Source organism: Streptomyces sp. NPDC002701, from assembly GCF_042889045.1.
GTDB lineage: Bacteria > Actinomycetota > Actinomycetes > Streptomycetales > Streptomycetaceae > Streptomyces.
Genome location: NZ_JBIAQL010000003.1, coordinates 359487 through 385542, shown reverse-complemented (window position 1 = coordinate 385542; position 26056 = coordinate 359487). Strand labels below are relative to the sequence as shown.

21 protein-coding genes are annotated in these 26056 nt (G+C 70.6%); 9 read left to right on the top strand and 12 right to left on the bottom strand.

What is annotated here, in order from left to right:
* Nucleotides 1-11: 11 nt before the first annotated feature.
* Nucleotides 12-1187, bottom strand: coding sequence for a winged helix DNA-binding domain-containing protein (locus tag ACFYXC_RS10135; RefSeq protein ID WP_389549109.1), 1176 nt, complete (start codon nucleotides 1185-1187; stop codon nucleotides 12-14).
* A 66-nt stretch (nucleotides 1188-1253) separates the two neighbouring features.
* Here ACFYXC_RS10135 and ACFYXC_RS10130 point away from each other — a divergent pair, with 66 nt between their 5' ends.
* The 5 genes from ACFYXC_RS10130 (at nucleotide 1254) to ACFYXC_RS10110 (ending at nucleotide 7376) form a co-directional block, all read left to right on the top strand.
* Nucleotides 1254-1631: a winged helix-turn-helix transcriptional regulator gene (locus ACFYXC_RS10130; protein ID WP_389549106.1), complete on the top strand. Its 378-nt coding sequence runs from the start codon at nucleotides 1254-1256 to the stop codon at nucleotides 1629-1631.
* Between the two features lie 699 nt (nucleotides 1632-2330).
* On the top strand, nucleotides 2331-3104 hold the full coding sequence (locus ACFYXC_RS10125; protein ID WP_388914819.1) for an isoprenyl transferase: 774 nt from the start codon (nucleotides 2331-2333) through the stop codon (nucleotides 3102-3104).
* Nucleotides 3105-3465: 361 nt separating this feature from the next.
* Nucleotides 3466-4791: a PhoH family protein gene (locus ACFYXC_RS10120; protein WP_388914822.1), complete on the top strand. Its 1326-nt coding sequence runs from the start codon at nucleotides 3466-3468 to the stop codon at nucleotides 4789-4791.
* 417 nt (nucleotides 4792-5208) lie between these two features.
* On the top strand, nucleotides 5209-5925 hold the full coding sequence (locus ACFYXC_RS10115) for a transglycosylase SLT domain-containing protein (protein WP_388914825.1): 717 nt from the start codon (nucleotides 5209-5211) through the stop codon (nucleotides 5923-5925).
* 125 nt (nucleotides 5926-6050) lie between these two features.
* On the top strand, nucleotides 6051-7376 hold the full coding sequence (locus ACFYXC_RS10110; RefSeq protein WP_389549101.1) for an AI-2E family transporter: 1326 nt from the start codon (nucleotides 6051-6053) through the stop codon (nucleotides 7374-7376).
* Between the two features lie 258 nt (nucleotides 7377-7634).
* Here the strand turns inward: ACFYXC_RS10110 and ACFYXC_RS10105 are convergent, their stop codons facing one another.
* Complete coding sequence (locus ACFYXC_RS10105) at nucleotides 7635-8168, bottom strand: alkyl hydroperoxide reductase (protein WP_389549098.1); 534 nt, start codon at nucleotides 8166-8168, stop codon at nucleotides 7635-7637.
* 3 nt (nucleotides 8169-8171) lie between these two features.
* The gene (locus ACFYXC_RS10100; protein ID WP_388914834.1) at nucleotides 8172-8726 is read right to left on the bottom strand and encodes a peroxiredoxin; all 555 of its coding nucleotides are present in this window, start codon (nucleotides 8724-8726) and stop codon (nucleotides 8172-8174) included.
* A gap of 185 nt (nucleotides 8727-8911) precedes the next feature.
* Here ACFYXC_RS10100 and ACFYXC_RS10095 point away from each other — a divergent pair, with 185 nt between their 5' ends.
* Nucleotides 8912-9868, top strand: a complete 957-nt coding sequence (locus tag ACFYXC_RS10095; protein ID WP_389549095.1) for a LysR substrate-binding domain-containing protein — start codon at nucleotides 8912-8914, stop codon at nucleotides 9866-9868.
* Between the two features lie 265 nt (nucleotides 9869-10133).
* Here the strand turns inward: ACFYXC_RS10095 and ACFYXC_RS10090 are convergent, their stop codons facing one another.
* From ACFYXC_RS10090 to ACFYXC_RS10070, 5 genes are all read right to left on the bottom strand, one after another.
* Nucleotides 10134-12461, bottom strand: coding sequence for an ABC transporter permease (locus tag ACFYXC_RS10090; protein ID WP_389549990.1), 2328 nt, complete (start codon nucleotides 12459-12461; stop codon nucleotides 10134-10136).
* 83 nt (nucleotides 12462-12544) lie between these two features.
* Nucleotides 12545-13243 (bottom strand): ABC transporter ATP-binding protein, encoded by a 699-nt coding sequence (locus ACFYXC_RS10085; protein ID WP_389549092.1) that lies wholly within the window; start codon nucleotides 13241-13243, stop codon nucleotides 12545-12547.
* Nucleotides 13240-13764 (bottom strand): PadR family transcriptional regulator, encoded by a 525-nt coding sequence (locus tag ACFYXC_RS10080; protein ID WP_388914843.1) that lies wholly within the window; start codon nucleotides 13762-13764, stop codon nucleotides 13240-13242. The genes ACFYXC_RS10085 and ACFYXC_RS10080 overlap by 4 nt, the downstream gene beginning before the upstream one ends.
* A gap of 239 nt (nucleotides 13765-14003) precedes the next feature.
* Nucleotides 14004-14258 carry a hypothetical protein gene (locus ACFYXC_RS10075; protein WP_388914846.1) on the bottom strand — a complete coding sequence of 85 codons (255 nt, stop codon included), beginning with the start codon at nucleotides 14256-14258 and terminating at the stop codon, nucleotides 14004-14006.
* Complete coding sequence (locus ACFYXC_RS10070; RefSeq protein ID WP_389549088.1) at nucleotides 14255-15244, bottom strand: SPFH domain-containing protein; 990 nt, start codon at nucleotides 15242-15244, stop codon at nucleotides 14255-14257. Before ACFYXC_RS10070 ends, ACFYXC_RS10075 begins: the two co-directional genes overlap by 4 nt.
* Before the next feature lie 257 nt (nucleotides 15245-15501).
* On the opposite strand from ACFYXC_RS10070, the gene ACFYXC_RS10065 reads away from it, so the two are divergent.
* Complete coding sequence (locus tag ACFYXC_RS10065; RefSeq protein WP_389549085.1) at nucleotides 15502-17823, top strand: transglycosylase domain-containing protein; 2322 nt, start codon at nucleotides 15502-15504, stop codon at nucleotides 17821-17823.
* A gap of 84 nt (nucleotides 17824-17907) precedes the next feature.
* Here ACFYXC_RS10065 and ACFYXC_RS10060 read toward each other — a convergent pair whose 3' ends face one another.
* From ACFYXC_RS10060 to ACFYXC_RS10045, 4 genes are all read right to left on the bottom strand, one after another.
* Nucleotides 17908-20163 (bottom strand): SpoIIE family protein phosphatase, encoded by a 2256-nt coding sequence (locus tag ACFYXC_RS10060; protein ID WP_389549082.1) that lies wholly within the window; start codon nucleotides 20161-20163, stop codon nucleotides 17908-17910.
* Nucleotides 20164-20528: 365 nt separating this feature from the next.
* Nucleotides 20529-21221 carry a DUF402 domain-containing protein gene (locus ACFYXC_RS10055; protein ID WP_389549079.1) on the bottom strand — a complete coding sequence of 231 codons (693 nt, stop codon included), beginning with the start codon at nucleotides 21219-21221 and terminating at the stop codon, nucleotides 20529-20531.
* Between the two features lie 73 nt (nucleotides 21222-21294).
* On the bottom strand, nucleotides 21295-22680 hold the full coding sequence (locus ACFYXC_RS10050) for a class II fumarate hydratase (protein WP_389549076.1): 1386 nt from the start codon (nucleotides 22678-22680) through the stop codon (nucleotides 21295-21297).
* Nucleotides 22681-22886: 206 nt separating this feature from the next.
* Nucleotides 22887-24554 carry a fumarate hydratase gene (locus tag ACFYXC_RS10045; RefSeq protein WP_389549073.1) on the bottom strand — a complete coding sequence of 556 codons (1668 nt, stop codon included), beginning with the start codon at nucleotides 24552-24554 and terminating at the stop codon, nucleotides 22887-22889.
* A gap of 168 nt (nucleotides 24555-24722) precedes the next feature.
* Between ACFYXC_RS10045 and ACFYXC_RS10040 the strand changes: the two genes are divergently transcribed.
* Together ACFYXC_RS10040 and ACFYXC_RS10035 are read left to right on the top strand one after the other, a co-directional pair.
* The gene (locus tag ACFYXC_RS10040; RefSeq protein WP_389549070.1) at nucleotides 24723-25418 is read left to right on the top strand and encodes a DUF1707 domain-containing protein; all 696 of its coding nucleotides are present in this window, start codon (nucleotides 24723-24725) and stop codon (nucleotides 25416-25418) included.
* 160 nt (nucleotides 25419-25578) lie between these two features.
* On the top strand, nucleotides 25579-25956 hold the full coding sequence (locus ACFYXC_RS10035; RefSeq protein WP_388922785.1) for a WhiB family transcriptional regulator: 378 nt from the start codon (nucleotides 25579-25581) through the stop codon (nucleotides 25954-25956).
* Nucleotides 25957-26056 lie beyond the last annotated feature (100 nt).

The following is a 26056-nucleotide window of genomic DNA, read 5'->3' as shown; positions in this document are numbered from 1 at the left end:
GTCCCTCGGGTTCAGGCGTGCGCGCCCACCGTCACCTTGCCCACCACCAGTTCCGGTTTCGCCCCCAGGATCTCGCCCACCCGCTCGGCCTCTTCGCCCAGCTCCCTCTCCTGCGCCCCGGTCAGCCGCCCCAGCGGCTCCACCGTCACCGTCGTCCGCTTCCCCTGCCGCCGCTGGTGCCAGACCCCCGCGACCACCCCGTCGACGAGCAGCACCGGGAAGTTCCCGGCCTGCCCGCCCGCCAGCGCGCGCCGGTAGGCGGCGCCGGGGAACATCCGCGCGCGGGGCTGGGCGGCGACGGCGTACGCGTCGAAGTAGGGCAGGAGCCGCACGCCCCGTACGGCCTCGGTGGGAAAGCCGGTGTCGCCCGCCACCACCCAGGCGGGCGTCCCCTCGAAGTCGATCTCTTCGATCGAGCCGACCGAGGCCAGCGTGGCGAAGAGCGCGGTGGCCCAGCCCCGTGGCGCCGCGGTCCAGGTGGCGAAGTGCTGCGGCGTCGCGGGACCGTACGCGTGCAGGTAGTGGCGTACGAGTGCGGCGAGGGCCTCGTCCGCGGGGAGCGGGTCGAAGCGCGGCGGGCGGGTGTAGGTGGCCTTGCGGCCCCGGTCGGGCGCGAAGCACAGCGCGCCGGACTGGCCCGCGCGGTGCATCACCTGACGCCAGCGCGGCCACTTGCCCTGGAACGCCTCCATCACCAGGTCGCCGGCCCAGGGACCGGTGCGGGCCACGACCTCCTCGGACAGTTCGTCGATGGTGAGCCGCCGCCCGTCGAGGGCGTCGCCGATCGCCGCGAGGACCTGCTCCTCCTGCCCGGACGTCATACGCACCGCCGCGGGCGCGGCCGTACCGCCCGGCACGGCGGTCAGCGCGGCGCTCCAGAAGGGGAGTTCGGCGGCGGCGAGCAGGTGGATCGTGCCCCGTGGGCCGTACGTCTTCACCACGCTGCGGTCGTCCCACAGCGCCGAGCGCACGTCCTGCCGTGTCGAACCGTCGAGCCGCAGCGCCACGGACAGCTCGGCCGCCGACAGGACCTGCGCGTGCACGGCGAGCAGCGTGGACACCACCGACGCGACGGACCTACCCGCCGCGCCGGACGGTCCGGTGGTGTCGAACTGCGCGGGTGTACGCAGCAGTTGGCGCCCGTAGCGGCGCGCGCTCGCCCTGTCCCATGTGATCCTCGGTGTCATGGTGGCGATGCTGGACCCGAATGAGGTCGGATCCTGTCCGCTGCCCGCTCTCGGGAGGAGTTGACCATGTCGAAGGGCAAGGGACCGTACAGCTGTGGCCTGGACGCGGCCGTGGACGTCGTGGGCGGCAAGTGGAAGCCGATGATCCTCTGGGCGCTGCACGATGCCGGAACCCTGCGCTTCGGGGAACTGCGCCGGCACGTGACGGGGGTCAGCGAGAAGGTGCTGAGCCAGCAGGTGCGCGAACTGGAGGCGGACGGCGTGGTGCACCGCGAGGTGTACGGGGAGGTGCCGCCCCGCGTCGAGTACTCGCTCACCGACCTGGGGAAGGCGCTGAACACCGCGCTCCTTCCGTTGGGCGAATGGGGTGATCGGCACATGCGGGAGATTATCTCCCGTAAACACCCAGAATTGAGCAAAGAGGCAGCGGTCGCCGCTCAGTAGGAGAGGGGCGTGCCGCGAAAATCCGGGAAACGCTCACAGAGTTTCCACATCGTTATGCCGATTGGCTCATTCCGCTCTCGGGGCCCTCTAGGTTCGGAGCAAGGCAATTCGCGCCGGCAAAGCCGCGCGGGACGGTACCGCGCGGCGGAGGGGGCTGCGCGGTACCTGCCACCCACGCCGGTCCGAGGGGGCGGCGGCGGACATCGCCCGGATCCGGGCCGCCCGCGTCACCCTTGGGGCGTACGTCCGAGGCGGATGGCTCAACGCCTCATATCCTCGTGCGAACCCCCTGGATCTCTCCAAATTCTCCTTGATCGCCTTGGAATCCGCTGGGATCCGGCCATGATCTGCCTCGGAAACAACGTCTCCATGCCCACTCAGGCGTTGTCGGACGACTCCGGAGAGTAGTTGTGGCCCGCCGATGCACGCAGCATCACTTACGAAGGGTTATGGTGGAAACCCCCCCTCGGGCCGGTCCGTCTCCCCCCCACGGACCGGCCCGTTTTTTTGTGCGCTCCCACGCGCCCGGCGCGCGCGCCAGAGCCGCCGTCGCACCGGACCGTTCGCCCTCGCGCCCGTCCCGCCCACCTCCCGGCCCGCGGGCCGGGAGGCCCCGTACCCCAAGGGGGAGAAGGGCTCCGGCGGCTGTAGGGTGTCGCCCTCGGGGACTGCCATCTGCACGGAGGGGCTGACGAAGACGTGAACCTGCGCGACAACCTGCGCCGCTTGCTGGTCAGGTTCTATGCACGCAGGGTGGAAGGCCACCTTGACCACGACCAGGTGCCCAAGCACATCGGGGTCATCATGGACGGCAACCGGCGCTGGGCGAAGGCGGCGGGCAGCACGACCGCCCAGGGGCACCGGGCCGGAGCCCACAAGATCGAGGAGTTCCTCGGCTGGTGCTCCGAGACCGACGTCGAGGTCGTCACCCTCTGGCTGTTGTCCACCGACAACTTCGACCGCCCCGAGGAAGAGCTCGTACCGCTGCTCGGCATCATCGAGAACGTCGTCAGTTCCCTCGCCGCCGACGGCCGCTGGCGCGTGCACCACGTGGGCACGCCGGACATCCTGCCCTCGCAGATGCAGACCGTCCTGAAGGAGGCCGAGGAGTCCACCGCGCACGTCGACGGGATACTCGTCAACGTCGCCATCGGCTACGGCGGCCGCCAGGAGATCGCCGACGCCGTGCGCTCGATGCTCCTCGACCACGCCGACAAGGGCACCTCGATGGAGAAGCTCGCCGAGGACGTCAGCGTCGACATGATCGGCAAGCACCTCTACACCAGCGACCAGCCCGACCCCGACCTAGTGATCCGTACGAGCGGGGAGCAGCGGCTGTCCGGATTCATGCTCTGGCAGACGGCCCACTCGGAGTACTACTTCTGTGAGGTCTACTGGCCGGCCTTCCGCAAGGTCGACTTCCTGCGCGCCCTGCGCGACTACGCGGCCCGCCACCGGCGTTACGGCGGCTGACGGGTCCGCCGGGGCGGACCGCACCCGGGAGCGCCGCACGGCCGGGGTTGGTCCTTTGGGGTGGAAGTAATGAGGAGTTCACCAGGGCGCCGTCCTGTGTGCTGGCATGGCCTGGCGCGTTCGAGGGCATAAAGCCTCCAGGTCGACACCCGAACCACGGGTGTCGGATCTCAGCGGACGGCACGGGGCCGTCCGCACGGGAGGCCCTTTGCACCAGCGCGACCGTGCGGTCAGTACGGACGAGGCGGAGGGCCGGTTCCCGGCCCGTGCATCGGTGCCGGAAACCGGCCGGGATTCTTCCCGCCCTCCTCCCAGCTTCCTCCGTCGCTCCCCGACCTCATCCGAGGGGGTACGTCCTTCCGTGGTGACCAGCACAAAGCGCCGTATGCCAGACCGGCGCACCTATGTTCTCGACACCAGCGTCCTGCTGGCCGACCCGCACGCCATGAACCGCTTCGACGAGCACGAAGTAGTGCTGCCGATCGTCGTGGTCACGGAATTGGAGGCCAAGCGGCACCATCCCGAACTCGGCTACTTCGCCCGGCAGGCCCTGCGCCTGCTCGACGAGTTCCGGGTGAAGTACGGCCGGCTCGATGCCCCCATCCCCACCGGGGAGCTGGGCGGGACGGTTCGTGTCGAGCTCAACCACTCGGACCCCAGCGTGCTGCCGAGCGGCTACCGCCTGGGGGACAACGACTCCCGCATCCTCGCGGTCGCCCGCAACCTGCAGGCCGAGGGGTTCGACGTCACGGTCGTGTCCAAGGACCTCCCCCTGAGGATCAAGGCATCCTCGGTCGGGCTCCTCGCCGAGGAGTACCGCGCGGAGCTCGCCATCACGGGCTCCTCCGGCTGGACCGGAATGTCCGAACTGACGCTCTCCGGCGAGCAGGTGGACCTCCTCTTCGAAGAGGACAGCCTGTACGTCCCCGAGGCGTCCGACTTCCCGGTCCACACGGGTCTGATGATCCAGTCCGAGCGCGGCAAGGCACTCGGGCGCGTCACGGCCGAGGGCAACGTCCGGCTCGTGCGCGGCGACCGGGAGGCGTTCGGCATCAAGGGCCGCAGCGCGGAGCAGCGCATCGCGCTGGACCTGCTCCTCGACCCGGACATCGGGATCGTGTCGATGGGCGGCCGGGCCGGCACCGGCAAGTCGGCGCTCGCCCTGTGCGCGGGCCTGGAAGCCGTGCTCGAACGGCGCCAGCACCAGAAGGTGATGGTCTTCCGGCCGCTGTACGCGGTCGGCGGGCAGGAACTCGGCTATCTGCCCGGTTCCGAGTCCGAGAAGATGAGCCCCTGGGCGCAGGCGGTCTTCGACACCCTCTCCGCGGTCACCAGCCGCGAGGTCATCGAGGAGGTCACCGCGCGCGGGATGCTGGAGGTCCTGCCGCTCACGCACATCCGCGGCCGCTCCCTGCACGACGCCTTCGTGATCGTGGACGAGGCGCAGTCCCTGGAACGGAACGTCCTGTTGACCGTTCTATCCCGGATCGGCGCCAATTCACGGGTCGTCCTGACCCATGACGTGGCCCAGCGGGACAACCTCAGGGTCGGCCGGTACGACGGTGTCGTGGCCGTCGTGGAGAAGCTGAAGGGGCATCCGCTCTTCGCGCACGTCACGCTCACCAGGTCCGAGCGGTCCCAGATCGCGGCCCTCGTGACCGAGATGCTGGAGGACGGACACATCTGACCCCGTCCGTCCCGTCCGTCCTGTTCGCGCAACAGGTGGCGGCTACACGGTAGTTGGCGCCGTCCGGCAAAGGCGAAAGAGCCTAGCCGGGCGGCGCTTCGCTGTGCGCTCGTTTCCAGGAAACTCGTGAGCCGAACGAGGTGTGAGCTTTCACACCCGGCACAGAATTGCCACCCGGCGCCGGGTTACGGCAGAGTCTCACTCCTGTCAGGCCCCGCATACGACACACCTGTACCCCCAGCGGCACAGCACCACAAGAACACCAGAACTCCATAACGCCGTCGTATGCCGCCCGAGCACCACGCGGCGCTCCCCGCAGGGGAGTTGCCCGTCGGGCCCGTGCCTCCCGTGACCCCGCAGTTGGGAGGCCAGTGCCAGGGGCACGATTGCGTCCGCGAGGGTCACCTGTAGCGGTCGATGCTGGAAGGAAACCGTGTGAGCCGGATTTCGGTCCGTGGGCTCGCAGTGGCCTCGGCCACCGCAGTCACCGCTGTCGGCGCCGTTACCGGTGTTGCCTCGGGCAGCACCGCACCCTCGAGCGATGACGCCGAGGCGACGGCGAGCGGCGCGACGCTCCTCGCCGACATACCCGCGGGTGCGCAGGCGCAGGTGCAGACCGCCTCCCTTGCACAGCAGGCCGACTCCCAGGCCATCGCGGCGGACGCCACCGCGAAGAAGGACGCCGAGGCAGCCGCGCGCAAGCAGGCGGCCAAGGACGCGATCGCCAAGCAGAAGGCCGCGGAGAAGGCCGAGCAGGAGGCGAAGGAGCGCAAGGAGGCCGAGAAGGTCGCCAGCCGCTCCGCCACCCGCGACTCGGCCAGCTTCACGGTGAAGGCGTCGTACACCGCCGCCGAAGTCCAGGAGATGGCCCGCCAGATGGTCCCGGCGGACCAGTTCCAGTGCTTCAGCCGGATCGTCGACCACGAGTCCAGCTGGAACTACCAGGCGGACAACCCCACCTCCGACGCGTTCGGCCTCATGCAGGCCCTGCCCGGTTCCAAGATGTCCTCGGCCGGTGCCGACTGGGCGACGAACCCGGCGACCCAGATCAAGTGGGGCCTCAGCTACATGGCCGACCGCTACGGCAGCCCGTGCGGCGCCTGGAACTTCTGGCAGGCCAACAACTATTACTGAGCCCGTCACGGCTCAACCCCGCGGAGCCCTTCACCGTCCTACGGTGAGGGGCTTTCGCCATGTACGGTCGGTGCCGACGACTCCAGGGGGGAGTGGTGGGGAGCAACGGGGGAAGAGGACGGATCATGTCGCGAGTGCCAGGGTGGTTCGGCCGGATCGGGGCCGGACTCACCCAAGTGGGAGAGAGGCTGGACGCGCGCCGCGCTGCCGCCGAAGAGGACGACGAGACCGACGGGCTCGGCAAGGACGAAGCGGGCGGTGCGGACGTCCGGTCCCTTCCGCCGTCCTCTTACTCGGACGTCCCGGGCGCCACTCGTCCCGACCCCGCCGCCGCCGTTCCCTGGGGCGTACGGGTCGCCGCCGAGGCCGGCTGGCGGCTCCTCGTCCTCGCGGGCACCGTCTGGGTGCTGATGCGCGTCATCAGCGCCGTACAGCTCGTCGTCCTCGCCTTCGTCGCCGCGCTGCTCATCACCGCGCTGCTCCAGCCCACGGTCGCCCGGCTGCGCAGACACGGGGTGCCGCGCGGGCTCGCCACCGCGCTGACCGCGATCCTCGGCTTCGTCGTCATGGGGCTGGTCGGATGGTTCGTGGTCTGGCAGGTCATGGAGAACATCGACGACCTCTCCAGTCAGATCCAGGACGGCATCGACGAGCTCCAGCGCTGGCTGCTGAACAGCCCGTTCCACGTCACCGAGGACCAGATCAAGGACATCGCCAAGAGCCTGCGCGAGGCGGTCGGGGCGAACACCGAGGAGATCACCTCCGCGGGCCTCGAAGGTGTCACCGTCATCGTCGAGGCGCTCACCGGCATCCTCCTCACGATGTTCTCCACGCTCTTCCTCCTCTACGACGGCAAGCGCATCTGGGAGTGGACGCTCAAACTCGTCCCGGCCGCGGCGCGCCCCGGGGTCGCGGGAGCCGGACCGCGGGCCTGGCGCACCCTCACCGCCTATGTCCGCGGGACGGTGATAGTCGCCCTGATCGACGCCATCTTCATCGGGCTCGGCATCTTCTTCCTCGACGTCCCGATGGCCGTCCCGCTCGCCGTCTTCATCTTTCTCTTCGCCTTCATCCCGCTGGTCGGCGCCGTCGTCTCCGGGGCGCTGGCAGTGGTGGTCGCGCTCGTCACACAGGGCGTGTTCACGGCCGTCATGGTGCTGATCGTGGTGCTGGCCGTGCAGCAGATCGAGGGGCACATCCTGCAGCCGTTCATCCTCGGCCGGGCGGTCCGTGTCCACCCCCTCGCCGTCGTGCTCTCCGTCGCCGCGGGCGGGGTGGTCGCGGGGATCGGCGGAGCGGTGGTCGCCGTACCGCTCGTCGCGGTCACCAACACGGTGGTCGGCTACCTGCGCTCACACTCCCGCGAGACGGCCCTGCGGCACTCACCGGCGCCACACGGCTCAACGGCGATGCCGGCGGCCCCGGTGACTCCGCCGCCCTCCACGGAGTAGCGGGCTCTTCCCGTCCCTGCCTCGGGGGCGCCGCCCCCGAACCCCCGGTCGTCAGACGCCGGACGGGCTGAAGATTCCGCGGCCGGGCGTCATCTTTCAGCCCGTCCGGCGTTTGAGGACGAGCGCGAAGCGCGATCGCGGGGGTCTGGGGGCGCAGCCCCCAGAAGGGACGGGAAGGGTAGGGGCGGCGGGGGCGAGGAAAGGCAAAGCCCCGCCCACCGGAAAGGTGCGCGGGGCTCCTGCTGAGCGAGCCGCAGGCTACTCGGTCAGGACCGCCTCGGCGTCCAGCGTGACCGCGACCGCCTGGACCACGGAGGCGATCTTGAACGCCTCCTGGATCGTCTCCCGGTCGACCCCCGCCCTGCGCAGCACCTGCTCGTGCGAGTCAAGACACTGCCCACACCCGTTGATCGCGGAGACGGCGAGCGACCACAGCTCGAAGTCGACCTTCTCCACACCCGGGTTGCCGATCACGTTCATCCGCAGACCGGCCCGCAGCGTCCCGTACTCCGGGTCGGAGAGCAGATGGCGCGTGCGGTAGAAGACGTTGTTCATCGCCATGACCGCCGCGGCGGCCTTCGCCGCCGTGTACGCCTCGGGCGACAGCTTCGCGTTGGCCTCCTCCTCCAGCTCCCGCAGGACACGGGGCGACCGTGAGGCGATGGCGCAGGCCAGCACCGTGCCCCACAGCTGCTGCTGCGGAAGACCGGAGTTGCCGATGACCGAACCGAGGTTCAGCCGCAGGTCCTTGGCGTAGTCCGGAATCGCGGACTTCAGCGAGTCGAGGGACACGGGTCACTCACCGGCCAGCAGCGCGACCGGGTCGAGGGTGTCCTCGCCCTTGGTCCAGTTGCACGGGCACAGTTCGTCGGTCTGCAGCGCGTCCAGGACCCGCAGGACCTCCTTGGGGTTACGGCCGACGGAACCGGCGGTCACCATGGAGAACTGGATCTCGTTGTTCTGGTCGACGATGAAGACGGCACGCTTGGCGAAGCCGTCCTCACCCTCGATGCCGAGGTCACGCATGAGCTCGTGCTTGGAGTCGGCCAGCATCGGGAAGGGCAGGTCGGTCAGGTCCGGGTGGTCCTTGCGCCAGGCGTGGTGCACGAACTCGGAGTCGCCGGAGAAGCCGAGCACCTGGGCGTCACGGTCGGCGAACTCGTCGTTCAGCTTGCCGAAGGCGGCGATCTCGGTGGGGCACACGAAGGTGAAGTCCTTGGGCCACGCGAAGACGATCTTCCACTGACCCTCGTACGTCTTGTGGTTGATCCGCTCGAACTCCTTGCCCTTCTCCAGCGAGACACAGGCAGTCAGGTCGAACTCGGGGAACTTGTCACCGACAGTGAGCACACGCTCTCCTTGCAGCGAAGAAAAACCCGTATTGCGGGGTTTCCTCATGGGTTGGACGCGTCCGATCGTGGCACAGAGTGTATTGATTACGGAAATAGCTACACTCGGTCGAGTTGATCGGGATGAACTATCAGTGCACGCCAGGACGAGTGTGCATCAGGATGGCGAAAGGAGAGGGACCGACCGTGGCCCTCGTCAAGAAGAGGCAGCCTCTCGTCAAGAAGCGGCAGCCCAGCCTCCCGCAGCTGCGCGCCTTCGCCGCGGTGGCCGAGCACCTGCACTTCAGGGACGCGGCGGCGGCCATGGGGATGAGCCAACCCGCCCTGTCCGGCGCTGTCTCGGCGCTGGAGGAGACCCTCGGGGTGACGCTGCTGGAACGCACCACCCGCAAGGTGCTCCTCTCACCGGCCGGTGAACGGCTGGCCGTACGGGCGAGGGCCGTGCTCGACGAGGTGAGCGCGCTGATGGAGGAGGCCGAGGCGGTGCGGGCGCCGTTCACCGGGGTGCTGCGCCTCGGGGTGATCCCGACCGTGGCGCCGTATCTGCTGCCGACCGTCATCGGGCTCGTCCACGACCGCTACCCGGCCCTCGACCTCCAGGTCCACGAGGAGCAGACGGCGAACCTGCTGGAGGGACTCACCACGGGCCGGCTCGATCTGCTGCTGCTCGCCGTGCCGCTCGGCGTGCCCGGCGTCACCGAACTGCCGCTGTTCGACGAGGACTTCGTGCTGGTCACGCCGTTGGACCACTGGCTGGGCGGCAGGGAGGGCATACCGCGCGAGGCGCTGCGCGAACTGAATCTGCTGCTGCTGGACGAGGGGCACTGTCTGCGGGACCAGGCCCTGGACATCTGCTGGGAGGCCGGTCGCGCGGACGCGCCGGTCACCACGACCGCGGCGGGGCTCTCCACCCTCGTGCAACTGGTCGCGGGCGGGCTGGGCGTGACGCTGTTGCCGCGTACGGCGGTCAAGGTCGAGACGAGTCGGAGCAACCAGTTGCGCACGGGGTATTTCTCGGAGCCGGCTCCTGCTCGGCGGGTTGCGCTGGCCATGCGGGTGGGGACCGCGCGGGGGGATGAGTACGCGGAGTTGGCGGGGGCGTTGCGGGATGCGTTGCGGCCGTTGCCGGTGCGGGTTCTGTGACCCGGACCGGCAACGGCCGTTGTGGGTTGTGCGGTTGGGGGGGGGCTGCGGGTGGGTGGGGGCTGGTCGCGCAGTTCCCCGCGCCCCTTAAAGGACTGCGCAGTTTCCCGCGCCCCTTAAAGGACTGCGCAGTTTCCCGCGCCCCTTAAAGGTCTGCGCAGTTTCCCGCGCCCCTAAAGGATTGCGCCGTTCCCCGTGCCCCTAAGGGACTGCGCCGTTCCCCGCGCCCCTAGAGGCGACGGCCTGGAGGCCGGGGGCTCTGGTGTTACTCCGTGCGTAGGCCGTCCGGGCGCATCAGGCGTAGGAGGGGTGGGACGCTGAGGGCTGTCACCATCAGGACCACCGCCGCGCCGATGCCTGTCATCGCGAGGACGCTCGGCCAGTCCACCGCCACCGGGGTGGCCGTCATCTTCAACAGGACGCTGCCCAGGGTCAGGCCCACCACCGCGGCCAGGACCAGGCCCAGCGTGACCGGGATCGCGGTCTGCCACAGCACCGACAGGCTCAGGGTGCGGCGCCGGGTGCCGAAGGCGACCAGCGCGGACAGCAGCCTCCTGCGCTCGCGCAACTGCTCCAGCTGGGAGACCAGCAGACTCGCCCCGATCAGCGCGAGGACACCGGCCGCGCCGACGAACAGACCGGTGCGGATGGAGTCGTAGCGCTCGGAGCGCTCTGACGCCATGTACGTCATGGAGTCCGCGAGCGGGGAGATCTCCGCCGCGGTGTTGCGCACGAATTCGCGCACGTCCGGGACGGCCGTGTCGATGCCGACGTAGATCTCTCCCCTGACGGCCGGGGCCGCCGCGGCGGGCAGCGCCTTCGTCGTGATCAGGAAGCCGCCCCGCTCCCAGCCCGTCGGGTCCTTGCGCGGCTCGGCCTTCTTGATGTCCCGCGGCACCGTCCAGGCGGCCTCCGTGCCCGGCGAGGACTCGTAGGACGGGTCGATGAAGAGCCTGGTGCCGGGCTCGGCGAGCTTCGGGGTCTCCGTGTCGTACTCGGCGCCCTGCACGGCGAACACGTCACCCTCGCGGCACGAGGGCAGCTTCGCCACCTCGCGCAGGGCCGCGCAGTCCCCGACGGTGAGCCCCGTCGACCCGTCGGGCTCCATCCTGCTCGTGCCCACCGAACTGTCGGACAGCGCGACGGCGCTGCGCACACCCCGGGTCCCGGCGAGCTGCCGCCCGGCGTCCGCGACGGGGACGCCCGCCGGTACGGAGACCTGCATCTGGGCCCGCGTGAGATCCTGTCCCGTGGACTCCGTGTAGGCGCTCTGGACGCCGGAGAACAGCATCTGCAGGGCGATCGCGCCGGCCACCGCCACCGCGATGCCGTTGACCATGCGGGCCGCGGTGCCGCTGCTCAACTGCAGCCTGCGTACGGCCAGCTGCCAGGAGACCGGGCCCGAGTTCAGCCGGGCCACGACGGACTCCACGACCCACGGCAGCAGCGCGGTGACACCGACGAGGAGCAGGACGACACCACCGGTCACCATGTACTCGTTGAAGTCGCCGTTCTGGGTCCCCTTGCCGATCATCGGGGCGAGCAGCGCGAGACCGCCCAGCGGCAGCAGCAGCCGCCACCAGAGCCGACGCCGCGCGGGCCTGGCCGTGCGCACCACCCCGAGCGGCTCGATGACCACGCCGCGCAGGGCCAGCAGCGTCACCGCGACCGCGGCTCCCGGGACCGCGACGGCGATCAGGACGGCGAGTGCGGGCGTCGGGTCCAGGTAGCTCGGGAAGACACTGAAGTCGAACAGGCTGACGGACCCGGCGATCTGGCGCCCGATCAGGAAGAAGCCGATACCGAAGAGCAGCCCGAGGAGGGCGCCGGAGAGCGCCTCGCCCGCCGCGATCCGGCGGGTCATCCGGCCGTCGGCGCCGACCAGCCGCAGCGCCGCGAGCCGGCGGTCGCGCCGCTCGCCGCCGAAACGTACGGCCGCGGCGATGAAGACGCCGACCGGCATCAGCAGCACCACGAAGACGGTCAGGACGAGCAGGAGGAGGACCGGGTCCAGCTCCTCCGAGGGGGCCTTCTGCGCGTGGAAGGTGTCGATGCGCACGACGTCGCGGCTGCCCGCGTGCGGGGCGAGGTCCTCGCCGCCCGCGTAGAAGGCGAGTTCGGCCGAACCGATGAGGCCCGGCTCGTCGATCGTGTCGGTGATCCGGTAGGGCAGCCGCTCACGCAGCAGCGCCGCGTCCTCGGACTCCAGCAGCTCCTTGAGCGCGGGGGACACGACCATCTCGCCCGGCGCGGGGAACTTGTGCACCCCCGGCGGCAGTGGCGCCCCGAGGCCCTCGGGCTCCAGCTGGCGACCGCGGATGTCCGAGCCGCGGAACTGCGTGTCGACGTTCGCGACGAGCACGGTGTCGTCGGCCTTGGGCGCCACGCCCGAGCCGTAGGTCATGTCCATGCGCGCGTACTCGCGGTCGGACCGTGCCTGCATCGCGTTCGGGATGGCGGTGGTGAGCAGCAGCAGCGCCACGCCCAGCCCCACGCCGACACCGGTGAGCAGGACGCGTGTCCAGCCCTCGCGGCCGCCGGTGAACGCGAACTTGGCGCCCATGGCCAGATCTCTGGACCACTGCACGACCATGGGGGTGCCGCGCCGGGACTCCTCACCGGCGGGCGGCCCCGGGGGAGCCTCGGGCGGGGCGACGGCGGTCGCCGGGCGGGCGGTCATACGACGCGCTCCATGTCCCGGGACTTCCCGTCCCGTACGACGATCTCGCGGTCCGAGTACGCGGCCACCCGGGTCTCGTGCGTGACGAGGACGACGGCCGCGTTGGCGGACCGGGCGGCGTCCGTGAGCAGCTCCATCACGCGCTCGCCGTTGAGCGAGTCGAGGGCGCCGGTCGGCTCGTCGGCGAACAGCACACGCGGGCCGGTGACCAGGGCGCGGGCGACGGCGACACGCTGTCCCTGGCCGCCGGAGACCTCGCCGGGGCGCTTGCCCTTGAGGTCGTCGACCTCCAGGCGCTCCATCCAGGACAGGGCGGTGCGCTCGGCCTCCTTGCGGGCGGTGCCGTTGAGCCGCAGCGGCAGGGCCACGTTCTCGACGCAGGTCAGTTCCGGCACCAGCTGGCCGAACTGGAAGACGAAGCCGAACTCGGAGCGCCGCAGCGCGCTGCGCAGCGCGCTGCGCTGGGCGTCGTTCATCGTCGCCATCTCGCGGCCGTTGTACGTGATCGAGCCTGAGTCGGGCGTCACGATGCCGGCGAGGCAGTGCAGGAGGGTCGACTTGCCGGAGCCCGAGGGGCCCATCACGGCGACGATCTCGCCCGGGTGGATGGAGAACTCGGCGCCGTCGAGGGCGTTGGTGGGGCCGTACGCCTTGCGCAGGTCGTGGGCCACGAGCAGGGAGCCTGCGGGGGTCATCGGGTCACCGCCTCAGCGAGTTTGCCGAGGCGTGCGGCGGTGAGTTCGAGCCACCGCAGGTCCGCCTCGAGGTGGAAGAGGGCGTGGTCGCAGATCAGCTGGTCGGCGAGGTCGCCCTTGCGCTTGCGGTCGGTGAGGATGCGCATCATGCGCAGGTGTTCCGCGCGCTGGGTGTCGAGGATGTCGGACGCGTCGCGGTGTGTCAGGAGCGCGAGGACGACCTTCGTGTAGAGGGTCGACTGGAGGTAGGGCTCCGGCTTCTCCGGTGTCGCGAGCCACCGCTGGACGTCGGTGACGCCCGCCTCGGTGATCGCGTACCGCTTGCGTTCGGGGCCTTCGCCCGCCTCTATCCCGTCGACCTCCACGAGGCCGTTCTTCAGCAGCCGGGACATCGTCGAATAGACCTGGCCGTAGTGGAGCGGCCGGTCGTGACCGAACTTCTCGTCGAAGGCCCGCTTCAGGTCGTAACCGTGGCGGGGCCCGGACTCCAGGAGCCCTAGGAGCGTGTGACCGATGGACATGCGGAGCACTCTACACAGTGCGTATACACCCCGTGTATACGCACTGTGTAGACCTGTGTTCGGGGCGTGGGAGTGTGCAGGTCGGAACCGATTGTCACGGTTCTGCCACCGGCCGCTGCCGCGGATGGGTGCGGGTCCGGTGGGGGTTGCCCGCGCAGTTCCCCGCGCCCTAAAGGGCCGCGGGGAACTGCGCGACCAGCCACGACGGGCCCGCAGCCGGAGACGGCGGTGGTCGCGGGCTACTCCTCCGTCTCCGTGGTCTCCTCGGGGAGGGGCGGCCGCCCCCGCCGGGGGATCGGCCCCGCCCCGCCGGGCAGCCGCCCCGCCTCCCCGAGCGCCCGCCGCAGCAGGAACTCGATCTGCGCGTTGGCCGAGCGCAACTCGTCCCCGGCCCACCGCGCCAGCGCCTCGTACACGAGCGGATCCAACCGCAGCAGCACCTGCTTCCGCTGCTGCCGCCGCTGAGGGGCACCCCCCTCCGGAGGAGAACTCACTGGTAGAGGGACCCCGTGTTCAGCACGGGCTGCGGCGCCCGGTCACCGCACAGCACCACCATCAGGTTGGACACCATCGCCGCCTTACGCTCGGAGTCCAGCTCCACGATGTCCCGCTCGGAGATCCGCGCGAGGGCCGCCTCCACCATGCCGACCGCCCCGTCCACGATCTGCCGCCGCGCGGCGACGACCGCGCCCGCCTGCTGCCGCTGGAGCATTGCCGAGGCGATCTCGGGCGCGTACGCGAGATGCGTGAAGCGGGACTCGATGATCTGCACCCCGGCGGCCTCGACGCGCGCGTGCAGCTCGACCGCGAGCTTCTCGGTGATCTCCTCCGCGTTGCCCCGCAGCGACAGGCCCTCCTCGTCATGGGCGTCGTACGGGTACTCGATGGCGATGTGCCGCACGGCCGCCTCGGTCTGGGTGGCGACGAACTCCAGGAAGTCGTCCACCTCGAAGCTCGCCTGCGCGGTGTCCTCGACCCGCCACACCACGACGGCGGCCAGCTCGATCGGGTTGCCGTAGGCGTCGTTGACCTTGAGGACGGCCGTCTCGTGGTTGCGTACCCGCGTCGAGATCTTCGTGCGGGACGTGAGCGGGTTGACCCAGCGCAGCCCGTCCTCGCGGATCGTGCCGCGGTAGCGGCCGAAGAGCTGGACGACGCGGGCCTCGCCGGGGGCCACCATGTTCAGGCCGCACATGGCGACGAAGGCCGCGATGCCGACCAGGATGCCGCCGGTGATGAGCACGGCCTTGCCGCCGGTGGCGTCCACGGCGGTCGCGGAGACGACCATCGCGGCGCCCGCCAGCAGTCCGATGAGTCCGAGCAGCAGCGCGAGCCCGCCGCCGATGCTGTGCGCGGAGAACTCCCGCACGCGCGGAGCCGGCATCTCGGGTACGTCGACGCTCTCCCCGGAGAGGCCGGAGGGGCCGGAGGGGTCTGGAGAGGGGCGTGGAGTCGGGTTCGGAGAGGCGTGCGTGGACATGGGTGTTCCCCGTTTCGTGGTGCCGCCGCCCGGGACGCGGGCGCTGACTTCAGTCTATCCAAGTGATATCACTTTAATCGCCACGACAACCTTTCCCACCCCCGAACCGTCGGTTCCATAGGGGTAGGTGCTGATTGTCACGTCCGTAAAAGGCCGGATCGACAGGCGTTTGTCCCCCGCCGCGGTGTTAGTTTGCTGAGCTGACTCGAGCGACGAACCTGTGAGACACAAGAGACGGAAGCGGAGCGGACGCATCCATGGGACGAGCGGATGAGAGACGAGCGCGGCAGCGTGGTAGCCACCGCGGCGCGCCGAGACGCTCGTCGAAGGCGGGCGGCAAGAGCGGCATACGCAGGTTCTTCACCTGGAAGAAGATCCTCGGCACGTTCTTCGGCCTCTGTCTGCTCGGGATGGCCGCCTTCGTCGGGCTGTACCTGATGATCGACGTCCCCAAGGGGAACGCGGCCGCGGTGCAGCAGAGCAACATCTACAAGTACAGCGACGGCTCGACGCTCGCCCGCGACGGCGAGGTGAACCGCGAGCTGGTCGACCTGGACCAGGTCTCCAAGGAAGTCCGGATGACCTTCGTCGCCGCCGAGAACAAGTCCTTCTACGGGGACTCGGGCGTCGACTTCAGGGGCACCGCCCGCGGTCTGCTCAACACGCTCTCCGGCAAGGGCAAGCAGGGGGGCTCGACGATCACCCAGCAGTACGTCAAGAACTACTACCTCACGCAGGACCAGACCGTCACGCGCAAGCTGAAGGAACTGGTCATCTCGCTGAAGGTGGACCGGCAGAAGTCCAAGGACGACATCCTCGCCGGCTACATCAACACCAGCTACTACGGCCGTAACGCGTTCGGCATCCAGGCCGCCGCGCAGGCGTACTACGGTGTCGACGCGGACGAGCTCACGGTCGCGCAGGGCGCCTACCTCGCCGCGCTGCTCCAGGCGCCGAGCCAGTACGACTGGGCGGTCGCCACCGACACCGGCAAGAAGCTGGCCACCGACCGGTGGAACTACGTCCTGGACAACATGGTCGCCGAGGGCTGGCTGAGCTCCGGCAAGCGCGAGGGGATGAAGTTCCCCGTGCCTGAGAACCCCAAGGGCGCGCCCGGTTTGCAGGGCCAGGCCGGCTACATGGTGGAGGCCGCCGACAGCGCGCTGATGAAACAGCTCGTCGCGAGGGGGACGGCCGCCGACCTCGAAGAGGCCGAGACGATGGTCAAGGCCGGCGGCTGGACCATCACGCTGAACATCGACAAGAAGAAGCAGGCCCAGCTGGAGAAGTCCGTCGAGAGCCAGCTGACCAGCAAGCTCGACGCCGAGAAGCGCGACGTCGACGCGGACGTGCAGACCGGCGCCGCGTCCGTCGACCCGAAGACCGGTGCCGTCGTCGCGATGTACGGCGGCGTCGACTACGTGAAGCACTACATGAACAACGCGACGCGGCGCGACTACCAGCCCGCCTCCACCTTCAAACCGCTGATCCTGGCCGCGGCCCTCGAGAAGGAGGCCACGACCCAGGACGGCCGGCCGATCACGGCGAGCACGGTCTACGACGGCACCAGCAAGCGCCCGGTCGTCGACGACGGGGCGAAGGTGGGCTTCTCCCCGCCGAACGAGGACGACGTCGACTACGGCGACGTCACCGTGCAGACCGCGATGAACAAGTCCATCAACTCCGTCTTCGCGCAGATGGGCGTCGACGTCGGCATGGACGAGGTCATGAAGACCGCGGGCGAGCTCGGCATGGACGTCGAGGGCGTGAAGTCGGTGCCGGCCCAGACCCTCGGCACCATGGGCGCGAGCCCGCTGGAGATGGCCGGTGTCTACGCGACCCTCGACAACCACGGCAGAAAGGTCACCCCGGCCATCGTGAAGTCGGTCAAGCACAAGGACCGCTCGGTCAGGTTCACGGACGCCGTCGGTGAGCAGGTCATCAGCCGCGAGGCCGCGGACACCGTCACCTCGGTGCTGACCGGTGTGGTCGACGACGGCACGGCCAGGACGTCCGTACGCGAGAACCCCGCCCGCGGCAGCCAGCTGGTGGCGGGCAAGACCGGCACGTCCGACTGCAACAAGTCGGCCTGGTTCATCGGTTACACGCCGAAGCTCGTCACCTCGGTGGGCGTCTTCGGCGAAGCGGCCAAGGCGGGCACCACCCGGTGCGGCAAGGAGAAGCCGGTCAAGGTCAAGGCGTTCAGCCAGGTCACCCTGCAGGGCGCGGCCGGCGGCGGCCGCGTCAACGGCGGTGGCTTCCCGGCCCAGATCTGGGCGGCGTACACCTTCGGCGCGATGGACGGCGTCTCCAGGTTCGACCTGGAGACGGACCAGGGCGCGGCCGTACGGCCCACCCCGACCCCGTCGGCCACCCCGGCACCGCCCACCCCGTCCGAGGAACCGTCCTCCGAGAAGCCGACGACGAAGCCGCCGTCGTCCAGCGCCCCGGAGAGCAGCCCCGAGGAGACGCCGTCGGACGACGCCCCGACGAGCCCCTCGACCAGCCCGACCTCGTCCCCTCCGGGAGGCATAGAACTCCCGGAGGACCCGGACGACCCCCAGGGCCCCGCCGAGTAGAGGCAAAGAAGCGCGCCGTTCCCCGCGCCCCTGAAGAGAGGCGCGGGGAACGGCGTGAGCAACCACAGAACATGCGTGGAGCGGCTACCCGTGGTTCAGCTCGAACCACACGACCTTGCCGGTGCTGAGCCGCGTCGCCCCCCACCGCCGGGCCAGTTTGTTCACCAGGTACAGGCCCCGCCCGCCCTCATCGGTGGCCCGGGCCTGCCGCAACCGGGGCAACTGCGGCACATCGTCCCCGACCTCGCACCGCAGCACATCCGTGCGGAGCAACCGCAGCGTGACGGGCCGTGAGGCATACCGCACGGCGTTGGTGACGACCTCGCTGACGAGCAGCTCCACGGAGTCTGTCAGCTCCTCCAGGTCCCAGCGGGACAACGCCTTGCGGGCCAGCCGCCGCGCCCGCCCGGGCGCCGCGTCCTCCGGTTCGAGGTGCCAGACCGCGACATCGCTGGGCGCGATCCCGTCGAAGCGTGCGGCGAGCAGCGCGATGTCGTCGTCCCGGTCGCCCGGACCGAGCATGTCGAGCACCTCGTCGCACAGCGCCTCAAGCGGCGGCGGATGGTCCGGACCGGTCAGCTGCGCGGTCGCGGCGATCCGCTCCCGCAACTGCTCTATCCCGGTCCACACGTCCCGCAGCCGCGACTCGACCAGCCCGTCGGTGTAGAGCAGCAGCGTGGCACCCGCCGGCGCGTCCAGCTCGACCGCCTCGAAGTCCACCCCGCCTACGCCGATGGGAGCACCCGGCGGTACGCGCAGGACCTCGGCACGCCCGCCCAGATGCAGCAGCACCGGCGGCGGATGGCCCGCGTTGGCGATGGTGATGCGGTGCGCGACCGGGTCGTACACCGCGTACAGGCAGGTCGCCATGCGGTCGGTGCCGAGCCGCTGGGCCTGCTCGTCCAGGTGGTGCAGGACCTCCTGCGGCGGCAGGTCGAGCCCGGCGAGGGTCTGCGCGGTCGTCCGCAGCTGGCCCATGATCGCCGCCGAGGTCATGGAGTGGCCCATGACGTCACCGACGACGAGGGCGACGCGGCTGCCCGGCAGCGGGATCGCGTCGTACCAGTCGCCGCCCACCCGGGCCGTCTCGGCCGCCGGCAGATAGCGGGACGCCAGCCGCACACCCGTGGGACGCGGCAGGGTCTCGGGCAGCATCGTGCGCTGCAGCTCGTCCGCGATGTACGCCTCGCGCCCGTACAGCACCGCCTTGTCGATGCCGAGCGCGCTGTGCGTGGCGAGCTGGGCCGCGACCAGCAGGTCGTCCGTCTCGAAGGCGGGCCGGTCGGGGCGGCGCAGGAACAGCGCGGCCCCGATCACCCGCCGCCGGCCGCGCAGCGGCGCGAGGATCGCGCGCTGGCCGCCGGGCACGGTCACGTCCTCACCGATCAGCTCGGGCAGTGCGGCCCGGGCGGCGGGCGCGTCCGCGAAGACGGGCCGCACCCCGCGCAGCACCTCGTTGAGCGCCCCGCCCGGCCGTACGGTGCACAGCTCGGCGGTGATGCCGACGTCGGGCTCGGGCTGCAGCGCGGGCAGCAGGAAACCCTCGGTGTCCCGGTCCTCCGGGATCCGGTCCGTGCGCCGCAGCCGCAGCACGACGGGTCCGGTCGGCCGCTCGTCGCCCACCGGCAGCGGATCACGCAGATAGACGAGGATCGCGTCCGAGAAGGTCGGCACCGTGGCCCGGCACAGCCCCATGACGATCTCGTCGAGGTCGATGCCGCGGGCGATCCGCCGGGTCGCGGCCCCCACGAAGCGCAGCCGGTCGCCGTCGCGGCGCATCGGCATGGGAGCGCCCGGCACCGGGATCTGTCCCGTACGACGGTCTTCCGCACGGCGGTCTTCCATACGGCGGTCTTCCGTACGACGGTCCTTGCCGCCCTGGTGGACGGGGGCCTCGGCACCGGCCTGGACCGGGACGGATTCCGGCGCGGGCCGCGGCCGGTGCGGACCGGCCTCCGTCGCGGACGGCTGGGAGTGCTCGGGTCCTGAGCCGGCGGGCGCGTCGGTCGGACCGTGGCCGCCGGCGGGCGCGGGCGGATCCTGGCTGCCGGCCGGGGGCCCCGACGCGGCGGGCGTACCCGTGGCGGCGGCCCGTGCGTCGGCGGGCACGGGCGAGCCGACCGGGGCCCGGCCGTCGGGAACGGGCATGCCGGTGGCCCCCGCCGGAGCGGAGGTGGCGGCCGGGCGTCCCTGCGCGGGTAAACCGGGGGAGCCCTGTACCGGCGGCTCCGGGGGACGCAGAAGCGCCCCGCGGGGGTCCGCGGGGGCCGTGGGCCGGACAGCGCTGGGCTGCCGGCGCTCATGGGAGGTGGGGTGCTCCGTCACGCGTGTCGAATCCATCCGTCCGGTGCTGCGCGCCGTGCGTGCAGTTCGTCCCGCAGAAAACCCGATACCCGGAATGCGTGCCCCAGGAACGGAATCCCCGCGTGATCAGACAGCCTCTCAGAAGAAGGACGTTCGGACACCGTCGGGAACAGCTTCTCCCGTCGGTCCGGAGCCGTGTCGCTGTGCCCCTCGTACCCCTCGCTCACGTCCTGCCGCCCCTCGGTGACGTTCGGTCAAGCCCAGCGCTTCGTGCGGGAGTTGCGGATCGCGCCCGCCCGCCGTCCGGCCACCGCTCCTCAACGACGGTGCTGCGCACCGACTCTGACCGTACGTTGCGGAGGACGATCCTACGGTTCTACCACGGGGGCGCATCAAGGGTCTCATGTGGACACGTGCGCGGGCGTGCGATCCCAGTCGTCCGGCAAGGACGGTACGGACCAGGCCGGATCCGGGCGCCAGTGCTCCCAGCCCGCCGAGTACGGCGGGCCCCAGCGCCGGATCACCTCCACCGCCGCGCGCCCGGCCTCCGCGACGCGCGCCGCCAGCCGGTCGTCCATCAGGCCGTCCCGCTGGGCCTGCGCGAACTCGTCCTCGTCACGCCAGCCCCACGTGCGGTCCGGGTGGACCGAGATGTCCAGGAAGTGGTCTTCGGAGTCGACCCCGCCGGACCATCTGGCCAGCGGTTCCTCCAGGTTGACGTACCAGTTCTTGAACTGCCAGCCCGGCTCCCAGAACAGCCACACCGACCACGGCTCGCCCGGCCGGGCCAGCTTCAGGACACCCGTGCCGAACCAGCGGTCGCGCTGCACGGTCCGAGGCTTCGTGTAGCGGGTCTCCAGCGGTTCGGCGTGCACCGGTGTGCCGTCCGCGAGGACGGGCTTCACACACTCCGTCCCCGGGGCCAGCCACACGGCGAGCAGCTCCGCGTCGTCCCGCACGACGGTCACGGGACGCACGATGTGCAGGCGCTCGCCGGCGTTCTCCCGGTAACGCCACAGGATCTGGCTCCCGGGGTTCCAGTACGCCGCCGAACCGCCCGCTTCCACGTGTGTCACCGCTCCGCCCTCTGCCATGAACAGATATTAGGTGCCGCGGGCATACGCCGCGGCGGTACTCGTCATGGTTCGTGTGACCGGCCGGACGACGTCACGGCCGCGTCATCCGCAGGACATCCAGGGCCTCGTCGAGCTGCTCCCGGGTGAGGTCGCCGCGCTCGACGTACCCGGACTCCAGGACGACCTCGCGGATGGTCCTGCGCTCGGCGAGGGCCTTCTTGGCGACCTTCGCGGCCTCCTCGTACCCGATGTACTTGTTCAGCGGGGTCACCACCGACGGCGACGACTCGGCGTACTCCCGGGCCCGCTCGCGGTTGGCGGTGATCCCGTCCACGGTCCGGTCGGCGAGCAGCCGGGAGACGTTCGCGAGGAGCCGCACCGACTCCAGCACGTTCTTCGCGATGACCGGCAGCATGACGTTCAGCTCGAAGTTGCCGGAGGCGCCGGCGGCGGCGATCGTGGCGTCGTTCCCGGTCACCTGGGCGGCGACCATCAGCACGGCCTCGGGGATCACGGGGTTCACCTTGCCGGGCATGATCGACGAGCCCGGCTGGAGGTCGGGCAGGTTGATCTCCGCGAGGCCCGTGCGCGGCCCGGAGGCCATCCAGCGCAGATCGTTGGCGATCTTCGTGAGCCCCACGGCGATGGTCCGCAGCTGCCCGCTGGTCTCGACGATGCCGTCCCGCGCGCCCTGCGCCTCGAAGTGGTCGCGCGCCTCGGTGAGCGGCAGCCCGGTGGTCCGCGCGACCTCCGCGATCACGGCGGCGGAGAACCCGGGCGGGGTGTTGATCCCGGTCCCCACGGCCGTCCCCCCGAGCGGCAGCTCGGCGAGCCGGGGGAGGGACGCCTCCAGCCGCTCGATCCCGTACCGCACCTGGGCCGCGTACCCGCCGAACTCCTGGCCGAGCGTCACCGGGGTGGCGTCCATGAGGTGGGTCCGCCCCGACTTCACGACGTCGGCGAACTCCTCGGACTTGCGGGTCAGCGCGGCGGCGAGGTGGTCCAGGGCGGGGATCAGGTCGCGGGTGACGGCGGCGGTCGCGGCGATGTGGATCGAGGACGGGAAGACGTCGTTGCTGGACTGCGAGGCGTTCACATGGTCGTTCGGGTGGACGTCCCGGCCGAGCCGCTCCGTCGCCAGGGTGGCCACGACCTCGTTGGTGTTCATGTTGGACGAGGTCCCGGAACCGGTCTGGAAGACGTCCACGGGGAAGTGCTCGTCCCACTTCCCGTCCGCGACCTCGCCCGCCGCCTCCTGGATGGCCTCCGCGACATCCTCGTCCAGCACGCCGAGCCCGGCGTTCACCTTGGCCGCGGCCGCCTTGATGCGGGCGAGGGCCTCGATGTGGGCGCGCTCCAGGTGCTGCCCGGAGACGGGGAAGTTCTCGACGGCGCGCTGGGTCTGGGCGCGCCACTTCGCGTGCGCGGGGACGCGGACCTCGCCCATGGAGTCGTGTTCGATGCGGTAGTCGGTCATAGCAGGTATATCGCCCCCGCCGCCCCTGCCCATTCCCGTCCCTTCTGGGGGCTGCGCCCCCAGACCCCCCTGTCGCGCTGCGCGCTCGTCCTCAAACGCCGGACGGGCTGGAAGATCCAGCCCGTCCGGCGTTTGAGGACCGGGGGTTCGGGGGCGGAGCCCCCGAACAGTGACGGGAACGGGCAGGGGCGGCGGGGGCGAAAAACCTAGCCCAGCCCGGGCCCCCGTACGGGAATCGACGTGAACGTCGGCGCCGGCGCCGGGTCCTTGAAGAAGTCGTTGCCCTTGTCGTCGACGACGATGAACGCCGGGAAGTCCTCCACCTCGATCTTCCACACGGCCTCCATCCCGAGCTCCTCGTACTCGACGACCTCGACCTTCTTGATGCAGTCCTGCGCCAGCCGCGCGGCCGGACCGCCGATGGAGCCCAGGTAGAACCCGCCGTGCGTCCCGCACGCGTCCGTGACCTGCTGCGACCGGTTCCCCTTCGCCAGCATCACCCGGGACCCGCCCGCCGCCTGGAACTGCTCCACGTAGGAGTCCATGCGCCCGGCCGTGGTCGGCCCGAAGGACCCGGACGCGTACCCCTCGGGGGTCTTCGCGGGCCCCGCGTAGTACACGGGGTGGTCCTTCAGGTACTGCGGCATCTCCTCGCCCGCGTCCAGCCGCTCCTTGATCTTCGCGTGCGCGATGTCACGGGCCACGACGAGCGGCCCGGAGAGCGACAGCCGGGTCTTGACCGGGTACTTGGTCAGCTCGGCAAGGATGTCGTCCATCGGCCGGTTCAGGTCGATGCGCACGACGTCACCGGCCTCGTCCAGCTGCTCGTCCGTCGTGTCGGGCAGGAACCGCGCCGGGTCCGTCTCCAGCTGCTCCAGGAAGACGCCCTCCGCGGTGATCTTCGCGACGGCCTGCCGGTCGGCGGAGCAGGAGACGGCGATCGCGACCGGACAGGACGCGCCGTGCCGCGGCAGGCGCACCACTCGCACGTCGTGGCAGAAGTACTTGCCGCCGAACTGCGCGCCGATCCCGATCCGCTGCGTCAGCTCGAAGACCTTCTCCTCCAGCTCCCTGTCCCGGAAGCCGTGCCCGAGCGGGGACCCCTCGGCCGGGATCTCGTCCAGGTAGTGCGCGGACGCGTACTTCGCGGTCTTCAGGGCGTACTCGGCGCTCGTGCCGCCGACGACGATCGCGAGGTGGTACGGCGGACAGGCGGCCGTACCGAGCGAGCGGATCTTCTCCTCCAGGAACTTCATCATGGAGGACTCGTTCAGGACGGCCTTCGTCTCCTGGTAGAGGAACGACTTGTTGGCCGAGCCGCCGCCCTTGGCCATGAAGAGGAACTTGTAGGCGCCGCCGTCGGTCGCGTACAGCTCGATCTGGGCGGGCAGGTTCGAGCCGGTGTTCTTCTCCTCCCACATGGTGAGCGGAGCCATCTGCGAGTAGCGCAGGTTCAGGTTCAGGTACGCGTCGTAGATGCCGCGGGACAGGGCCGCCTCGTCGCCGCCCTCGGTGAGCACGTTCTGGCCGCGCTTGCCCATGACGATCGCCGTGCCGGTGTCCTGGCACATGGGCAGCACGCCGGCGGCCGCGATGTTCGCGTTCTTCAGGAGGTCCAGCGCGACGAACTTGTCGTTGCTGGACGCTTCCGGGTCGTCGATGATGCGCCGCAGCTGTGCGAGGTGCGCGGGCCGCAGGTAGTGCTGGATGTCGTGGATCGCCTCGGCGGCGAGCGTGCGCAGCGCCTCCGGCTCCACCTTGAGGAAGGTGCGTCCGTCGGCCTCGAAGGTGGAGACGCCCTCGGAGGTCACCAGCCGGTATGGGGTGGTGTCCTCTCCCTGGGGGAGCAGATCGGTGTACTCGAACTCAGGCATCTCGCCAAATCCTTCATCGACAGACAGCGGCCGGCCTCCGTTGGCGGCGCCCACCAGCGTAGAACCTGCCCCGGACACCGGTCGTGTGAGGTAAGGCTCAGTTCGCCGTCCGAGCCCGCCGCCCACGCCCCCTAGTCGCGATCTATCGCGTTTGGGTACGCTGCTGCCGTGGACCTTCAGAAGCACACCGAGCCCGACCTTCGGAAGCACACCGACCTCCGGGCGTCCGACGCGGACCGCGACCGGACCGCGGACATCCTGCGCGAGGCCCTGGCCGAGGGCCGGCTCACCGCGGAGGAGCACGCCGAGCGGGTCGAGGAGGTCTACCGCGCGAAGACCGTGGGCGAGCTGGAACCGCCGGTGCGGGACCTGCCGGCGGCCCACCGGCCCCGTCAGGCACCCGAGTTCGCGCCCGCGCCCAACCGGCCCGCCCCGGGCGCGGTCCCCTCGGTCGCCGACGAGAACGTGGTGGCGGTGTTCAGCGCGGCCGTGCGCAAGGGCCGCTGGCGCGTGGGCCGCCGCACGCACGCGTACGCGATCTTCGGCAGCGTGGAGATAGACCTCAGTGAGGCACTCTTCGAGCACCAGCAGGTCGTGATCAAGGCGATCGCGGTGTTCGGCAGCGTGGAGATCCGCGTCCCGGAGAACGTGTCGTTGCGTGGCAGTGGCGGCGGGGTCCTCGGCAGCTTCGAGGTGGACACGCTCGATTCGGGCGACCAGGACGCTCCCGTGGTGTACGTGGACGGACTGGGGGTTCTGGGGAGCATCGAGGCGAAAGCCAAGCGGGGCAAGCTGATCGAGGACATCCTCGACCGGGTCAACGACCGCGTGCATGCCAAGTTGCGCAAACACCTGGGGCATTGACGGTCGCGAATCGGGGCGTGCGGAGGCCGGGAGTCCGGCGGTGGGGGCCGGCGGCGCCCGCGATCTCCCGCGCTTGCGAACTGAGTGCTTAGGCGCGCGTACAGCGGGTAGGGCTTGCTGCATCGTCTCTCGCTCGCGAAGCCGTCGTCAGGAGTAGACCGTGCTGCATCCGCCGCATCAGTCCCTGCAGGTCGCTGCCGTTCCGTCCCAGCCGGCGCCGGTGCGCGAGAGGGATCAGGACGCCCCTTGGCACACGGAGGCCGTGTGCCGCCGCGACGAGGCCGGGCTGTTCTTCGCGCCCTCGAAAGAGCCCACCGCGGCCCGGCTGTCCCGGGAGGAGGCGGCGAAGCGGGTCTGTGCACGCTGCCCGGTGATGATCGAGTGCCGGGAGCACGCGCTGCTGCAACCCGAGCCCTACGGAGTCTGGGGCGGCCTCACCGCCGCCGAGCGCCGCGTGGTCCTGGCCCGCCGTCGGCGCCGCGACGTCGAACTGCAGAAGGCGGCCCGGGCGACGGGCCCGATAGCCGCGGCCGGCTGACCACGACGCCGACGGGGCGCCCCTCCGCACAAGGGACGCCCCATCGCCGTACGCCGGCGGGGCCCCGTCAGGGGCGCGGGGAACTGCGCGACCAGCCACG

What these genes read in the sequence shown, in the direction of transcription:
- ACFYXC_RS10135 (WP_389549109.1), bottom strand. Translation starts at nt 1,187, where the DNA reads ATGACACCGAGGATCACATGGGACAGGGCGAGCGCGCGCCGCTACGGG.
- ACFYXC_RS10130 (WP_389549106.1), top strand. Translation starts at nt 1,254, where the DNA reads ATGTCGAAGGGCAAGGGACCGTACAGCTGTGGCCTGGACGCGGCCGTG.
- ACFYXC_RS10115 (WP_388914825.1), top strand. Translation starts at nt 5,209, where the DNA reads ATGCTGGAAGGAAACCGTGTGAGCCGGATTTCGGTCCGTGGGCTCGCA.
- ACFYXC_RS10110 (WP_389549101.1), top strand. Translation starts at nt 6,051, where the DNA reads ATGTCGCGAGTGCCAGGGTGGTTCGGCCGGATCGGGGCCGGACTCACC.
- ACFYXC_RS10090 (WP_389549990.1), bottom strand. Translation starts at nt 12,461, where the DNA reads ATGGTCGTGCAGTGGTCCAGAGATCTGGCCATGGGCGCCAAGTTCGCG.
- ACFYXC_RS10085 (WP_389549092.1), bottom strand. Translation starts at nt 13,243, where the DNA reads ATGACCCCCGCAGGCTCCCTGCTCGTGGCCCACGACCTGCGCAAGGCG.
- ACFYXC_RS10080 (WP_388914843.1), bottom strand. Translation starts at nt 13,764, where the DNA reads ATGTCCATCGGTCACACGCTCCTAGGGCTCCTGGAGTCCGGGCCCCGC.
- ACFYXC_RS10070 (WP_389549088.1), bottom strand. Translation starts at nt 15,244, where the DNA reads ATGTCCACGCACGCCTCTCCGAACCCGACTCCACGCCCCTCTCCAGAC.
- ACFYXC_RS10065 (WP_389549085.1), top strand. Translation starts at nt 15,502, where the DNA reads ATGGGACGAGCGGATGAGAGACGAGCGCGGCAGCGTGGTAGCCACCGC.
- ACFYXC_RS10060 (WP_389549082.1), bottom strand. Translation starts at nt 20,163, where the DNA reads ATGGATTCGACACGCGTGACGGAGCACCCCACCTCCCATGAGCGCCGG.
- ACFYXC_RS10055 (WP_389549079.1), bottom strand. Translation starts at nt 21,221, where the DNA reads ATGGCAGAGGGCGGAGCGGTGACACACGTGGAAGCGGGCGGTTCGGCG.
- ACFYXC_RS10050 (WP_389549076.1), bottom strand. Translation starts at nt 22,680, where the DNA reads ATGACCGACTACCGCATCGAACACGACTCCATGGGCGAGGTCCGCGTC.
- ACFYXC_RS10045 (WP_389549073.1), bottom strand. Translation starts at nt 24,554, where the DNA reads ATGCCTGAGTTCGAGTACACCGATCTGCTCCCCCAGGGAGAGGACACC.